This window comes from Microbulbifer celer (assembly GCF_020991125.1).
Classification (GTDB): domain Bacteria; phylum Pseudomonadota; class Gammaproteobacteria; order Pseudomonadales; family Cellvibrionaceae; genus Microbulbifer; species Microbulbifer celer.
In genome coordinates, this window is record NZ_CP087715.1 from 1,165,731 (window position 1) to 1,180,395 (window position 14,665).

The window sequence follows — 14,665 nt, forward strand, 5'->3', positions numbered from 1 at the left end:
GCGTAACTGCGTAAACTTCCCCTGCATGATAGAACAGTTTTAAAGGATAGACAGCGATGGAAATTGATCAGTGGCGCCGCGAGTACTTACATGGTGGTCTGCAGCGAAGTGATTTGTCGGCAGATCCGATCAGTCAATTCGACCTGTGGCTGCAGGAGGTCGTTAAAGCGGATATTTCAGACCCCAGTGCCATGTGCCTCAGTACAGCCGATGCCAGTGGGCAGCCTTCCCAGCGCATCGTGCTGCTGAAGGGGTTCGACGCGCGCGGGTTTGTTTTTTACACCAACCTGAAAAGCCAGAAAGCCTGGGATATCACCGCCAACCCCAGGGTATCGCTATTGTTCCCCTGGCACTTTCTGGACCGCCAGGTCATTGTGCGCGGCCAGGCCACACTCCTCGATGGCGCTGAGGCCGATCAGTATTTTGCCTCGCGCCCGCGGGAAAGCCAGATTGCCGCCTGGGCCTCCCACCAGAGTGATGCCATCGTTTCCCGCGAGGTATTGGAAAAACAGTTCGAGACCTTTCAGGCACAGTTTGAGGGGCAGGACGTGCCGCGGCCGGAATTCTGGGGTGGCTATCGAATAGTGCCGCACGCGGTGGAGTTCTGGCAGGGGCGTGCGTCACGTCTGCACGACCGCTTTGTCTACCGCGCGCTGGACGATGGAAAGTGGCAGATCGAACGCCTGAGCCCCTGATCCTCGTCAAGCCTGAGTAACCTAAGCCCGAATAAACCGCTGGGTGTGGTAGTCGGTGCTGCCGAAAAGATACTGGATGCTGGTCAGCCGCTTGAACAGGTGGGCCACGTCCAGTTCATCGGTGACGCCGATACCGCCATGAATCTGTACCGCTTCCTGTCCTACTTTGCGCGCTGCCTTTCCAATACGGCTTTTGGCCGCCGAAACCGCCCTGGGCGCACAGCCTTCATTCTCATCCAGTTGCATTGCTGCCATCATCAGTATCGAACGCGCCTGCTGACATTCGATAAACATATCGGCCATGCGGTGTTGCAGCGCCTGGAAGCTGGAGAGACTGACACCAAACTGTTTGCGGGTACGGGTGTATTCGAGGGTTTTCTCAAGCGCGCTTTCCATTGCGCCGACCGCTTCGGCACAGACGGCGAGGGTGGCGCGGTCAATGACCTTTTCAATCGTCGCCAGTGCGTCGCCCTCGGTTCCCAGTAAGTTGGCGCGGGGCACCCGCACACGATTGAATTTGATCTCTGCGGCGTTATGGCCGTCCACGGTTTTGTAGTGGGTGCGTGTCACACCCTCGGCATTCGCATCGACCAGCAACAGACTGATGCCCTCCTGGCCCTGCCCACCAGTGCGCACTGAGACCACCAGGGTATCGGCCGCCGCGCCGTTAATGACCACGGTTTTGTGTCCGTCGACCAGGAACGCATCCCCGTCTTCACTGGCTGTAGTCGTCACACTGCTCAGATCAAATCGGCTCTGGGGTTCTGTGTAAGCAAACGCGAGTTGCAGGCTGCCCTCTATTAACGGCGTCAACCAGTCACTCTTTTGCGATTCGTTACCCGCTTCGGCGATCAGGCCACCGGCAAGTATCACACTCGCCAGCAGGGGTTCTACCACCATACCTTTGCCAAATTCTTCCATCACCACGATCAGGTCAACCGCGGATCCGCCAAGGCCGCCGTCTTCTTCCCGAAACGGCACCAGCAACCAGCCGAGCTCGGCAAATTGTTGCCAGTGCTTTCTATTAAATGGTTGGCTGCCTGTCACCGTTTGCTGGCGGGATTCAAAGGCATAATCCTGGCGGATAAAGCGGGCCACGCTATCGCGCAGCAGCTGTTGTTCTTCACTGTAGGAAAAGTCCATGACCAGTTTCTCCGGTTACAGGCCCAGCACGGCCTTGCAGATAATATTTTTTTGAATTTCGTTGCTGCCGCCGTAAATTGAAGATTTACGGTTGTTGAAGTAGCGCAGCCAACTGTTGACTGCGTTATCGGTAGCGACTTTCTCGCCATCGAAGTCGTCTTCCAGTTGCCAGGGCACATACGGCATCCCCTGGCATGCGGCGATCTCTGCATGCAGCTCGTCAATGGCCTGGGCGACTTCGGTACCCTTGATTTTGAGAATGGAAGATTCCGGTCCCGGTGCCTGACCGGTGCGGATGGCATCCAGGGTGCGCAATTCGGTGTACTCCAGGGCCAGTAACTCGATTTCGATCTCTGCCAGCTTGTGCGCGAAGTGTGGGTTGTCCAGCAGTGTGCTGTCACCGTCCTGCGTCTCGGCCGCCAGATCGCGTGCGCGCTGTAACTGACAGCGGGACTGGGCGACCCGCGCGATATTGGTCCGCTCGTGGGTAAGCAGTACTTTGGCGTAAGTCCAACCTTTGCCTTCCTCGCCGATCCGGTTTTCTACCGGTACCCGCACGTTATCGAAATGCACTTCGTTGACTTCCCGGTAACCGTCCAGAGTGAGGATGGGGGAGAGAGTGATTCCCGGAGTCTTCATATCGATCAGCAGGAAGCTGATGGCGGTCTGGTTCTTTTCTTCCGGCGCGCCGGTGCGTACCAGACAGAAAATCCAGTCCGCATACTGGGCGAGGGTGGTCCAGGTTTTGGTGCCGTTGACAATGTAGTGCTCACCATCCCGCTTTGCGGTGGTTTTCAGGGAGGCGAGGTCGGAGCCGGCGTTGGGCTCGGAGTAGCCCTGACACCACCACACGTTACTGGCCAGGATATCTGGCAGAAAACGCTGTTTCTGCTCCTCGTTGCCGTAGGTGAAGATGACCGGGGCCACCATTTTCATGCCGAAGGGAACCACCTCTGGCGCACCTGCCAGGGCGCACTCGGTATCGAAAATATTCTTTTCCGTTGCGCTCCAGCCGGTACCGCCATGCTCCACAGGCCAGTTGGCGGCGGCCCACCCCTGCTTGTGCAGAATCTTCTGCCAGCGCACGGAATCCTCTCTATTCAGGTGCATGCCCAATAGTGTTTTTCGGCGGATATCGTCCGGCAGATTTTGCTGGATAAATTCCCTGACCCGACTTCGGAACGCCTGTTCCTCAGGTGTATATGCGCTGTTCACGGCTCTTGGTCCCCTGTTAGTCCTATCAATAATTTGGCTGATTGCTGGTGATCAAGATTGGCTTCACACCGCGATAGATTCCACTACCAGGGGGGTAATGGCAGATCTGGAGGTAAGCCGTCACGATCTGGTTCAGTCAAATAACATTGTTAAAAACAAGTAGGGAAGGTAGGGCAGAATGTCTGTGGTAGATTACGAAATCCGCAATCAGATCGGTATTGTCCGGCTGAATAATCCGCCGGTAAACGCACTGTCGCAGGCGCTCCGGGCTGGTATTCTGGCCGCGGTTGAGCGGGCACAGACTGACGAAAGTCGGGCCATATTGATTATCTGCGAAGGGCGCACGTTTGTCGCAGGTGCGGATATTTCCGAATTTAATCAACCTCCTGTGTTACCAACGTTACCGGACGTGGTTGCGGGTATTGAGCAATCACAAAAGCCGGTAATCGCCGCATTGCACGGTACGGCCTTGGGGGGCGGTCTGGAGCTGGCCCTTGCCTGCCATTACCGTTGTGCATTGCCATCGGCAAAGGTGGGGTTGCCGGAAGTAAAGTTGGGATTGTTGCCCGGCGCCGGCGGCACACAATACCTGCCCCGTCTGGCGGGCGTTGAGGCCGCACTGGAGCTGATCACCTCTGGCAACCCCGTGTCGGCGCAGCGTGCTCACACTTTGGGGGTAATTGACGCCGTACTAGATGACGAAAAATCTCCGGTCACACCATTGGACAATGCGGCAATAGCATACGCGCAGACATTGCTCTCGCAGAGCGCCCCCTTGCGCCGGGTGCGGGATATTGAAATTCCTCCGGACACGGTGTCTGAGAACTATTTCCACAAAGCTCGCGAGCAACTTGCCAGGCGCTATCGCGGACAGCCGGCGCCGCAGCTTATTGCCGATTGTATTCAGGCTGCGGTAGAGAAGCCGATCGATGCGGGGTTGGCACTGGAGCGGATGCATTTTGAACGTTGCCTCCATTCGAGCGAATCGGCAGCCATGCGCCACCTGTTTTTTGCCGAGCGCCAATGTACGAAAGTAGTCGGCCTGGCGAAAGATGTCACCGCTAAACCGGTACGTTCTGTGGGGATTATCGGTGGTGGCACCATGGGCGGCGGAATCGCGATGAATTTCGCCAACGCCGGAATCCCTGTCAGGATGCTGGAGATCAATGATGAGGCAATGGCGCGTGGACTGGCCATCGTTCAGCGCAACTATGCCGCCAGTGTCAAGAAGGGACGTTTGACCCAGGAATCAATGGACCGCGCCATGGCCTGTATTCAGGGTACTACGGACTACGCGGAACTCTCACAGGTGGACCTGGTGATTGAGGCGGTATTTGAAAACCTGGAAATCAAACAGCAGGTTTTCCGCAAGCTCGATGAGGTCTGCAAGCCGGGTGCAATTCTGGCCAGTAATACCTCATACCAGGACCTGGATGCGATCGCAGCCGTTACCCGTCGCCCGGAAGATGTCATTGGTCTGCACTTTTTCAGTCCGGCGAACGTGATGAAACTGTTGGAAGTGGTACGCGGAGCGCAAACCTCGGATTCGGTACTGGCAACTGCAATGCAGTTGGCCCGTGCGATTGGCAAGGTGCCGGTGCTGTCCCGTGTCTGTTACGGCTTTATCGGCAATCGCATGTTGAATCAGTACTTCCGACAGGCACACCTGTGCCTGATGGAGGGGGCAACACCTGCACAGATTGACGGTGCCATGGAGTCCTGGGGGATGGCCATGGGACCCCTGGCAGTGGGCGATCTCTCCGGGCTTGATATCGGCTACAAGGCCCGTCAGGCGGAGCCGGATAATCCAGACCACCAGCGCGTATACTGTCTTCCGGACGCACTGGTGGAAATGGGGCGGCTGGGGCAGAAAACCGGTGCTGGCTATTATCGCTATGATCCCGAAACCCGCGCCCGAGAGGAGGACGCCGAAGTGCTGGCACTGGCGAGAAAGCTGGCGGCAGAGCGGGGTGTTACGCCGAGATCCCTGTCTGATGAGGAAATCCGCAACCGGCTGCTGCTCGCCCTGGTCAATGAGGGTGCGCGTATTCTCGAAGAAGGGGTCGCACAGCGCGCTTCGGATATTGATGTTGTGTATGCCAATGGCTACGGGTTCCCGCGATACCGTGGTGGTCCCATGTACTTTGCGGATCAGCTCGGTGGTGAAGCCGTGCTGGTGCGCCTGCGAGGGCTGTACGCGGAAACCGGCGATCCCTGCTGGAAACCCGCGGCGCTGATCGAGTCTCTGGCAGCCACGGGAAAAAACTTTACCGACGAGGTTATGGCTTAGGCCCGGGGGGTATATCAAACTAAATTCGTCAATCTCCCATAGTTGTTAAAAATACTCGTTATTTTTTCCAGCAATGAAGGAAAAGGCGAATTGTTACCAAAGGGAGCATTTTTCGGAATCAAACGATACCGGTGGAAATGTTCGCGGCGGTTCGGAAACAAAATGCGGCGGAGAATAAGGTGACGTAATAGTCATTTTTGATAAATAATCCCGCCTGGCACGAATAGTCCGATAACCGACTGGTTTTCGGCTTTTGTGACGGAAAAAGCTGCTGTAGTCTTCCCGTTGTCGGTGGCCGAATGGATAAATCGGCCACAGTCAGCGCGGTAACTGATCGGGTCCGTCGAGAGGCGGAGGGCAGTACCGATTGCGGTGATTCTGTTGCTGTAGACAAATAAAAATAACTCGGTGCAATGGAGAGAAAACATGGGAAGCTCAACCAAAATCCCCGGATATACCAATAAAAATCGGGTTCTGGCTTCGGCCTGTTCCTTCGCGGCCCTGTCCCTCGCCTGTGGTGTGGGTACGGTGCAGGCGCAGGACGCAGAACCTCGAAAGAATTCTATCAATACCCTGATCGAAGAAGTGGAAGTAACGGCACGCAAGCGCGCGGACGGTGAACGTCTGCAGGACGTGCCGGTTGCAGCCACGGCTTACTCTGGCGCTCAGCTGGATGCCTTGCAGACTCAGGATCTGGAAAGCCTCGCGTTCAAAATGCCCAATGTGCAGATGGACGATGCGGGTACTATCAAGAGTACTGCCAATTTCACCGTGCGTGGCCTCGGTGTAAACAGTTCCATTCCCTCAATCGACCCCACCGTTGGTGTGTTCGTGGATGGTATGTACCTGGGCATCAACGCGGGTGTGATTCTCGATCTGTTTGACCTGGAAGGTATCGAGGTACTGCGCGGGCCCCAGGGGCTGCTGTTCGGCCGTAACGTAACCGGCGGTGCGGTGGTGGTGAAAACAGCCAAACCGACGGAAGAGTTCATCAGCCGGGTGCGGGTTTCCACCACTGCCCAACAGGAAACTAACCTCGCCGGCGTAATCTCCGGCCAGATCAGCGAAAACGTCAACGGCCGCCTGACCGCTTACTACAACGAAGATCAGGGCTGGTTCGAGAACAAATACACCGGCAATGACAATATGGGTGCATCCACCACCTGGTTTATCCGTCCGAGCTTCAGCGTCGAGCTGGGAGATTCCACGGATCTGGTGGTAAAAATGGAATCCGGCAAAGTGGATGCCGATGGTATTGTCGGGCAGAATCGGGGGGATTATGCCCAGGCGATTGCCGACAGCGTCGGTGTGACTGATTGGGACAACAGCGAAGACTCCTTTGAGCTGGCCATCGACGAAGAGGGGATGGCCGAAACGGAATGGAACCAGGTGATTACCGAGTATAACCAGGATGTCGCTTTTGGTGACGGTACTATTACCAATATTCTCGCCTACCGGGATTACGACATGTTCGGTACCGGGGATGTTGATTCATTGCCCGTTCCGGTTTTCCATTCCACCAGTCTGATCGAACAGGATCAGCTCAGTAATGAGCTGCGCTATGCCGGTCGTTTCGGCGCCACCTCGATTACCACCGGTCTGTACTGGTTCAATCAGGATCTCAAATATATGGAAGGCCGCGAGATTCTGGGAGTACTTGCGCCGCTGTCTCCGGTATTTCCTTTAAATCAAATTGGGGGCGGCGTACAGGAGCATGAGGCTATAGGTGTGTTTACCCAGGCGGATATCGATCTGAACGAATCCTGGGTGCTGACGCTGGGTGGTCGTTACTCCAAAGAGGATAAAGACGTTCAGATTTCCTCGGTCGACGCTGGCAGCGGTTGCGATATTAACAGCTGCCCGGACTGGGAGTTTGTAGACAGCGAAACCTGGAGTGCGTTTACGCCTAAGGTGGGATTGCAGTGGCTGATGAGTGATTCCTCCCAGGCATACGCGGTGTGGACCAAAGGTTTCCGCAGCGGCGGTTACAATATGCGCAACACCGTACCGGGCGAGTCCCCGGGCCCCACGGATCAGGAAGAGCAGAACAGCTTTGAGATCGGCGCCAAAGCCCAGTGGCTGGGTGGCCGAGTGAAAACCAATATGGCCCTGTTCCACAACACCATCGACGACATGCAGCGGGAAGTAAACCTGCCTAGCGAAACCGCCGGTGTGGCGCAGCTTATTCGCAATACCGCCAACGCCACCATTCGCGGTGCCGAATTTGAGTTGATGGCTGCGGCTACAGATTCCCTGTTGTTCACCATGAACCTGGGCTATGTGGATGGTGAGTACGATGATGTGTGGCTGGATATCAGTGGTGATGGCGTAGTGGATGGCGCTGACTACGATCTGGAGATCCCCCGTCTGGCGCCGTGGACCTACGGTGTGGGCATGGTACACGACCTGCAATTGGGCAGCTGGGGCGCATTGACCTCCCGTATCAACTACAACCACCGCGATGCTTCTGCGTATACCGATAACAACCTGGGTATGCTGAGCGAAGTGGAAATGGTGGACTTCAGTATCGGCATTGCCCCGGATGGCGGTAACTATCGTCTCGCACTGTTTGGCAAGAACATGCTCAATGAAGTCAGCGAAGGCAATGATACCCAGTTGCCGGAAGTGATGGGTGGCCTGTTCGAACTCGGCCCCAATGCCAGTTTCACCCCGCTCAATCGCGGTCGTGTGATCGGACTTGAGTTGAATTACGAGATCTGATCTTCATCCTTCTCCGTCAGTTTTTATCGGTTGCCCGGCTTCTGCCGGGCTTTTTTTGTCTATAGATAAAGTTGTAGGATGATGAAAACGATTCAGGAGGTGCCACAATGCGCTATGTCGATTTGCCGGAGTTCGGCGCGCCCGAAGTCATGACCCTTGCGGATGGGCCTGCGCCCGAGCCCGCGGCGGGAGAAGTGCTGATCCAGGTAAAAGCGGCGGGTGTCAACCGCCCGGATGTGATGCAGCGCCTGGGGCTGTATCCGCCGCCCCCAGGGGCTTCACCGATCCTCGGATTGGAAGTGGCCGGTGAGGTGGCGGCCGTGGGTGAGGAGGTTGAGCGCTGGAGGGTAGGGGATAGTATCTGTGGCCTTACCAACGGCGGTGGTTACGCGGAATATGCGGTGGTGCCCGCGGATCAGTGTTTGCCGATTCCCGATGGCCTGTCTATGGTGGAAGCAGCGGCGTTGCCGGAAACCTTCTTTACCGTGTGGAGCAATGTGTTCCAGCGGGGGCAGCTGAAGCCCGGTGAGGTGTTTCTGGTACACGGTGGTTCCTCTGGTATTGGCACGACAGCGATCCAGCTGGCACATACCGTCGGTGCACGGGTGTTTGCCACGGCAGGCTCCGCCGAAAAGTGCGCTGCGTGCGAGCAGTTGGGTGCAGAAAGGGCTATCAATTATCGCGAAGAGGATTTTGTCGAGGTAGTTCGCAAAGCTACCGAGGATGGCGGTGCGGACGTCATTCTGGATATGGTCGGAGGCGATTACGTGGATCGCAATATCCGCGTCGCCGCAAAGGACGGGCGGATTGTAAACATTGCATTTCTGAATGGCCCCAAGGTGGAAATCAATATGCTACCGGTAATGTTGAACCGCCTGGTATTGACGGGATCCACATTGCGTCCGCAGCCTGCTGAAGTAAAAGCGGGGATTGCCTCTGAGCTTGAGGCGGAGGTATGGCCTTTGGTTGTTGCTGGCAAAGTAGGTCCTCAGATCGCTGCCACCTATCCTCTGGAGCAAGTGGTAGAGGCGCACCGTCTGATGGAGTCCAGTGCGCATATCGGCAAGATTGTTTTGACCGTGTGAAACCGGATCCGAGGAGTGGAGCCTCATGTGGAAATAGTGAGGTGACGTCCTCTGATTTTACATCGCTGTAGGCCCGGTAGAGCCTGCTGATATTGCGTACGTATTCGACTGGCTCGGCGCCTCGTGCGTAGCCGTAGCGCGCTTTTTTGAAGTAACGTGGTTCCGAGAGCTTGAGCATCGCGACTTCCACATTGTCAAACCAGACGTTGCGATCGAGACCGAGCTCCTCTGCCAGACGTTGTGCGTCGTAAACATGTCCGATCCCCGCATTGTATGCTGCGAGCGAAAGCCACAGTCTGTTTTGCAGGTCGACTTCAGGGTCGAAGCGATCCCGCAGCCAGTCCAGATACTTGACTCCTGCGTGAACGCCGCGCTCGGGATCAAACAGCGGTGGTGGATAGCCCATTTCCTCTGCGGTTCTGGGCATGACCTGTAGCAGTCCCTGTGCGCCCACCGGGGATTCCGCCTCGGGATTGAAGCTGCTTTCCTGCCACATTTGTGCGGTGACCAGTAGCCAGTCAATATCATGTTTCCTGGCGGCGCTTTTTACCAGGTTATCGTACGGTGATATATCTTCTCCCGGTTGGACCCGGGCCGCGATTTTTTTAGCGAAGCGTTTATCGGGTTCGAAGTAAGTGCGAACTTTGATTGCGTAGTCGTCGGTCTTGCGGTATTTGCCGATGAAGTTGTTCAGGTGTGCCAGCAGTCTCCCGTTTTCCGGAAGCACCATCCAGGCTTGCGCGCGGGGGTCGGAAAGCATCACACCGCCGGTTGCGGTGTCGCGGAGGTTGGCTGCGATTTTTACTGCGCTGGCGTCGGCTATGGTGGCGTCTATTTCTCCATCAGCAACCATGTTCAGGAGCTGCGCATAGCTTACGTCCGGGTCGGCTATTTCTATCTTTAAGTCAATGCCACTCTTCTGCAGTGCTCTGGCCGTTTCGATAAATGAAGAATATGCACGCAGTGTGAGTGTCCGTCCGTTGAGGTCCTGCAGCGTTTCTATTTTGGGCTTTTTCGTGTTACTGATCACTTGCTCACGCATTTCCAGGTAAGGCGTGGTGAACTGGATGCCCTGTTTGTTTCGCTCCTCGGTAACCGTTGTGGACGCGCCTGCGATATCTCCCTTTCCGGCCTTGAGCCAATCAATCAGGCTTTCGTCATATGGCACTACAATGACTTGCAATTCCAGATCGTGTTTTTTGGCAAACTTCAAAGCAAGGTCATAGTCAAAACCCATCAGTGCGCCCTGCCACATGAAATAGCTGGTCGGGCCGTTGTAAGTGAGCAGCCGCAGTACGCGGGATTTTCTGATACTTTTCCAATCGGAGGCCGTTCTTTCCGGTGCGGATACCAGCTTTCTGGTGAGGAAAGTGTTCAGCTTGTGCTTGAGATTTGGGTTTTTTTTACGCGTCGCCCAGACGATCTCTTCCGTATCGCTTAAGATGGCACCCCTCTGGAAATCCTGGCGGTAGTCGGCGACACTGTCGACCATGTTACTGTCGAGTATTGTAACGAAGTCTTTTTCCTGGTTGATTCTGTCAAGTAAGCGGTCCAGGTTGCCCGATTTTCGCACCTCCCAGAAGTCAAGCTTTAAACTCGGGATTTTCTTCTTCAGCTTTCGGGCGGTATCAGCATAAGTGCTGCCTTCCAGTACAGAGAGCGTTCTACCTTCCAGGTCACTGATTTCGTCAATGGGTGCATTTTCCCTGCTGGTGACGAGCACTTGCTTTGTATCGTCGATTGCTTGTGAGAGGGCAAAGTTTTTTTCCCTCTCCTTTGTGCGGGTGAGGTTGGCTGCAACAATATCCGCTTTGCCTTCGTTCAGTAGCTGCAAAGCGTGTTCAGGGGAGCTGGCCTGGACCCAGCGGGGTTCAAGGCCCAGGCGCTCTGCCAGCTCCGTCGCCAGATGAAAGTGCTTCATGGTAACGACCGCCGACCTCGGTAGCATGTCGTCATCGTCCGCTGACAGGCCAACAAAACGGATGACCCCCCGCTTTTTCAGCGCCTTGAGGTCGCCGGTTTCTACATAGTTTTCGAAATCGTAATCGCGGGTCTTGGTTCTCCGCGGCGTTTTTTTCGTATTTTCTGTTGGGGAGGTGTTCGCGCCCTGGATTTGCTCTCCTGATGGTGCATATTCGTTGTCGCTGCGGTCGCAGCCGCAAAGCATCAGCATCAGGCAAATAGTAAGGGGAATCAGAATACGTGGGCAGGAGAGACGATGGCTTCTCGTGTGGCCACAATCAGTACCAGAAAGCGGAGGTGTACCCATGCCTTTCTCCGGGGTAGAACACAGCCCGGATTCTAGTGTGCTAGGAGGAGGGTCGGTTGCCGCTACTCGGTAATGGCGGTGATCTCCCCTTTGGCGAGGCGCGCGTGAATGCGCTGTCCGGGCTTGACTTGCTGTGCGTCGCGCAGTACTCGTTGTTGGTCATCCTGGATGATGGCATACCCCCGATCGAGCACCGCCAGAGGACTCACGCTATGGAGTAGTTGGCTTAGGTGAGCCAGTTTTTCCTGGCTCTCTCTCAACTGCCGCTGGACGGCGAGTCGCAATTGTATGCCGCGTTCGGATAACTGGTCACGGGTGGCCTCGAGGCGCTGATGGGGGTGTGCTCGATCGAAGGCGCGCAGGGCGCTGGCGAGGCGCTTTGTATTATTTTCTGTATTCTGGCGCGTGGCGCGGCGAAGGCGCAGCTCGAGGTGATCCAGCCGCTGTGCATGGTTCTGTAGTTGCTCCCGCGGGTGGCGCAGACGGTTTACGGTGAGCTGTACTTGCTGGTCCAGGTGGCGGAGCTGCAGTTCCATGCCGCGTTGTAGGCGCGATTGGTGCCCGCGAATGGTTTCCTGCAGCTCGGCTGCATTGGCGCTGGCAATTTCCGCTGCGGCCGATGGGGTGGGGGCGCGGACGTCCGCTACCAGGTCGGCCACCGTGGTGTCTGTCTCGTGGCCCACTGCAGAGATGGTTGGGATAGGGCAGGCGGCGAGCGCGCGGGCGACGATTTCTTCGTTAAAAGACCACAGATCTTCCAGTGAGCCGCCGCCGCGACCCACGATCAGCAGGTCGTGCCGTCGCAGGCGGCCGGCGAGGGCGATGGCGTCCGCGATCTGTTGGGCCGCCCCCTGGCCCTGTACGGCAACCGGGATCAGCTCGATGTCTGCTGCTGGATAGCGGCGTCCCAGTACCTGGATCATGTCCCGCACCGCGGCGCCGGTGGGGGAGGTGATAATGCCAATGGTCGCCGGCAGGGTAGGCAGGGGCTTTTTGCGCGTGAGTTCGAACAGTCCCTCCGCCTGCAATTTGGCCTTGAGAACCTCCAGCTGGCGCATCAGGGCGCCAAATCCCGCTTCTTCGAGATGTTCGATAATCAGCTGATACTCACCGCGACCTTCATACAGGCTGACTCTGGCCCGTGCGAGTACCTCGACGCCGTTGCCCGGGCGGAAGCGTACGCCGCGGTTGCGACCGCGGAACATGGCGCAGCGCACCTGGGCACGGGCATCTTTGAGGGTGAAGTACCAGTGGCCGGAGGTCGGGGTGGCAAAGTTGGAGATTTCGCCTCCGACCCACAGTAGCGGGATATTGCCCTCCAGCAGGTGCTTTACTTCCCGATTGAGCTCGCTGACAGAAAGGACTGGACGGCCATCCGTAGGAAGCGGGTTGCCGGCTGAGCCTCCGGCGCTGGTGCTGCTGGTGGGTCTTTGTTGCATTTCTGTCTCTTGATGGTCAGATTCGGGCGGCCAATATTGCAGGGAAAAGCGCCTGTAGGTAAAGGGAGGGTGTGAACCGCTGGCCTCCAATGGCGGGGAATCCATAGTCTGCGGTGGGGTGGGACTCTAATGTAGGGGGAAAATGAAAAAGAGGCTTTTGTTTCCGGCGCTGTTGCGGCTATAATCGCGCCGATACCCAACCCCGCTCTTTTGAGGTTTGAGTGTCCATGTCTGAATCCGGTCTGCGCATTGCGCGCGAAGCCCTTACCTTTGATGACGTCCTACTTGTGCCTGGCTATTCTGATGTCACGGCCAAAGACGTTTCCCTGAAAACAAAACTGTCTCGCAATATCACCCTGAACATCCCGCTGGTTTCTGCCGCGATGGATACGGTGACCGAGTCTCGTCTGGCCATTGCATTGGCGCAGGAAGGCGGTATCGGCATCATCCACAAAAGCATGACCATTGAGGAGCAGGCGCTTGCGGTGCGTGCCGTGAAGAAGTTCGAGGCCGGTGTCGTGAAAGACCCGATTACCATCGAGTCTGATGCCACCATCCGCGAACTGATCGCACTCACCAGCCATCACAATATTTCCGGCGTGCCGGTGATGGAGAAGGGCAACCTGGTTGGTATCGTCACCAGCCGCGACGTCCGCTTCCAGGTTGATCTGGACCAGACAGTTGCCCAGATCATGACGCCGAAAGATCGTCTGGTTACCTGTGAAGAGGGGGTTGCACCGAAAGAAGTGCAAGAACTCCTGCACAAGCATCGTATCGAAAAAGTGCTGGTGGTGAACGACAAATTCGAGCTGCGTGGTCTGATCACCGTCAAGGACTACAACAAGGCCGAGCAGTACCCCAATTCCTGTAAAGACAGTGATGGCCGTCTGCGCGTTGGTGCTTCCGTTGGTACCAGTCCGGATACGGATGACCGCGTTGCCGCACTGGTGGAGGCCGGTGTAGATGTACTGGTCGTCGACACTGCTCACGGTCACAGCAAGAATGTGATTGATCGCGTGCGCCGTATTAAAGAAATGCATCCGGAAGTGGATGTGATTGGCGGCAATATCGCGACCGCGGAAGCGGCCAAAGCGCTGGCGGAAGCGGGTGCAGATGCGGTCAAGGTGGGCATCGGCCCCGGCTCGATTTGCACCACTCGCATCGTCACCGGCATTGGTGTACCTCAGATCACTGCCATTGCCGAAGTCGCGAAAGCACTGGACGGTACTGGTGTTCCCCTGATTGCCGACGGTGGTATCCGTTTCTCTGGTGATATTTCCAAGGCTATCGTGGCCGGTGCCTACTCTGTAATGATGGGCTCCATGCTGGCCGGCACCGAAGAGGCGCCCGGTGAAGTGGAGCTGTTCCAGGGGCGTACCTACAAGTCCTATCGGGGCATGGGCTCCATGGGGGCAATGTCCCGCACCCAGGGCTCTTCGGATCGCTATTTCCAGGATGCCAGCAAGGGTGCGGAAAAGCTGGTTCCCGAAGGCATTGAAGGTCGGGTGCCTTACAAAGGGCCGATTTCTGCCATCGTGCACCAGATGATGGGGGGGCTGCGCTCTGCCATGGGGTACACCGGCAGTGTCGATATGGACACCATGCGCAGCAAGCCGCAGTTTGTCCGGGTGACCGCTGCTGGTATGGGCGAATCCCACGTCCACGATGTACAGATCACCAAAGAGGCGCCCAACTATCCGGTCGGTGGCCGTTAATAGACTTTCTTTTCCTCGCTTTACCCGCGAGAGAAGGCAAGAGTTAGAAGTGCACTTCAAGTGAACCGCAAACGGACCTTCAGGGTCCGTTTG

8 protein-coding genes and 1 pseudogene are annotated in these 14,665 nt (G+C 56.6%); 5 read left to right on the forward strand and 4 right to left on the reverse strand.

The features are described from left to right. Positions 1–56: 56 nt before the first annotated feature. The gene (pdxH, locus tag LPW13_RS04685; RefSeq protein ID WP_230438275.1) at positions 57–695 is read left to right on the forward strand and encodes a pyridoxamine 5'-phosphate oxidase; all 639 of its coding nucleotides are present in this window, start codon (positions 57–59) and stop codon (positions 693–695) included. A gap of 21 nt (positions 696–716) precedes the next feature. On the opposite strand, the gene LPW13_RS04690 is transcribed toward pdxH, so the two are convergent. Together LPW13_RS04690 and LPW13_RS04695 are read right to left on the reverse strand one after the other, a co-directional pair. After that, a complete protein-coding gene (locus tag LPW13_RS04690) occupies positions 717–1,838 on the reverse strand; it encodes an acyl-CoA dehydrogenase family protein (protein WP_230438276.1) in 1,122 nt (373 codons plus the stop codon). A 15-nt stretch (positions 1,839–1,853) separates the two neighbouring features. Continuing rightward, complete coding sequence (locus LPW13_RS04695; protein ID WP_230438277.1) at positions 1,854–3,053, reverse strand: acyl-CoA dehydrogenase family protein; 1,200 nt, start codon at positions 3,051–3,053, stop codon at positions 1,854–1,856. Between the two features lie 178 nt (positions 3,054–3,231). Between LPW13_RS04695 and LPW13_RS04700 the strand changes: the two genes are divergently transcribed. The 3 genes from LPW13_RS04700 (at position 3,232) to LPW13_RS04710 (ending at position 9,149) form a co-directional block, all read left to right on the forward strand. Beyond that, complete coding sequence (locus tag LPW13_RS04700) at positions 3,232–5,343, forward strand: 3-hydroxyacyl-CoA dehydrogenase NAD-binding domain-containing protein (RefSeq protein ID WP_230438278.1); 2,112 nt, start codon at positions 3,232–3,234, stop codon at positions 5,341–5,343. 426 nt (positions 5,344–5,769) lie between these two features. Then, positions 5,770–8,064: a TonB-dependent receptor gene (locus tag LPW13_RS04705; protein WP_230438279.1), complete on the forward strand. Its 2,295-nt coding sequence runs from the start codon at positions 5,770–5,772 to the stop codon at positions 8,062–8,064. A gap of 107 nt (positions 8,065–8,171) precedes the next feature. Continuing rightward, the gene (locus tag LPW13_RS04710) at positions 8,172–9,149 is read left to right on the forward strand and encodes an NAD(P)H-quinone oxidoreductase (protein ID WP_230438280.1); all 978 of its coding nucleotides are present in this window, start codon (positions 8,172–8,174) and stop codon (positions 9,147–9,149) included. A gap of 235 nt (positions 9,150–9,384) precedes the next feature. Here LPW13_RS04710 and LPW13_RS04715 read toward each other — a convergent pair. Continuing rightward, a pseudogene (locus LPW13_RS04715) lies at positions 9,385–11,418 on the reverse strand (transporter substrate-binding domain-containing protein); the annotation flags it as partial. A gap of 62 nt (positions 11,419–11,480) precedes the next feature. Next, positions 11,481–12,857: an exodeoxyribonuclease VII large subunit gene (gene xseA, locus LPW13_RS04720; RefSeq protein ID WP_230438281.1), complete on the reverse strand. Its 1,377-nt coding sequence runs from the start codon at positions 12,855–12,857 to the stop codon at positions 11,481–11,483. Between the two features lie 227 nt (positions 12,858–13,084). Between xseA and guaB the strand changes: the two genes are divergently transcribed. Next, the gene (gene guaB, locus LPW13_RS04725) at positions 13,085–14,572 is read left to right on the forward strand and encodes an IMP dehydrogenase (RefSeq protein ID WP_230438282.1); all 1,488 of its coding nucleotides are present in this window, start codon (positions 13,085–13,087) and stop codon (positions 14,570–14,572) included. The last annotated feature ends 93 nt before the right edge of the window (positions 14,573–14,665 follow it).

Excerpts from the sequence above, each read along its gene's own strand:
- LPW13_RS04705 (WP_230438279.1), top strand. The coding sequence starts at position 5,770 with ATGGGAAGCTCAACCAAAATCCCCGGATATACCAATAAAAATCGGGTT.
- LPW13_RS04700 (WP_230438278.1), top strand. The coding sequence starts at position 3,232 with ATGTCTGTGGTAGATTACGAAATCCGCAATCAGATCGGTATTGTCCGG.
- LPW13_RS04710 (WP_230438280.1), top strand. The coding sequence starts at position 8,172 with ATGCGCTATGTCGATTTGCCGGAGTTCGGCGCGCCCGAAGTCATGACC.
- guaB (WP_230438282.1), top strand. The coding sequence starts at position 13,085 with ATGTCTGAATCCGGTCTGCGCATTGCGCGCGAAGCCCTTACCTTTGAT.
- pdxH (WP_230438275.1), top strand. The coding sequence starts at position 57 with ATGGAAATTGATCAGTGGCGCCGCGAGTACTTACATGGTGGTCTGCAG.
- xseA (WP_230438281.1), bottom strand. The coding sequence starts at position 12,857 with ATGCAACAAAGACCCACCAGCAGCACCAGCGCCGGAGGCTCAGCCGGC.
- LPW13_RS04690 (WP_230438276.1), bottom strand. The coding sequence starts at position 1,838 with ATGGACTTTTCCTACAGTGAAGAACAACAGCTGCTGCGCGATAGCGTG.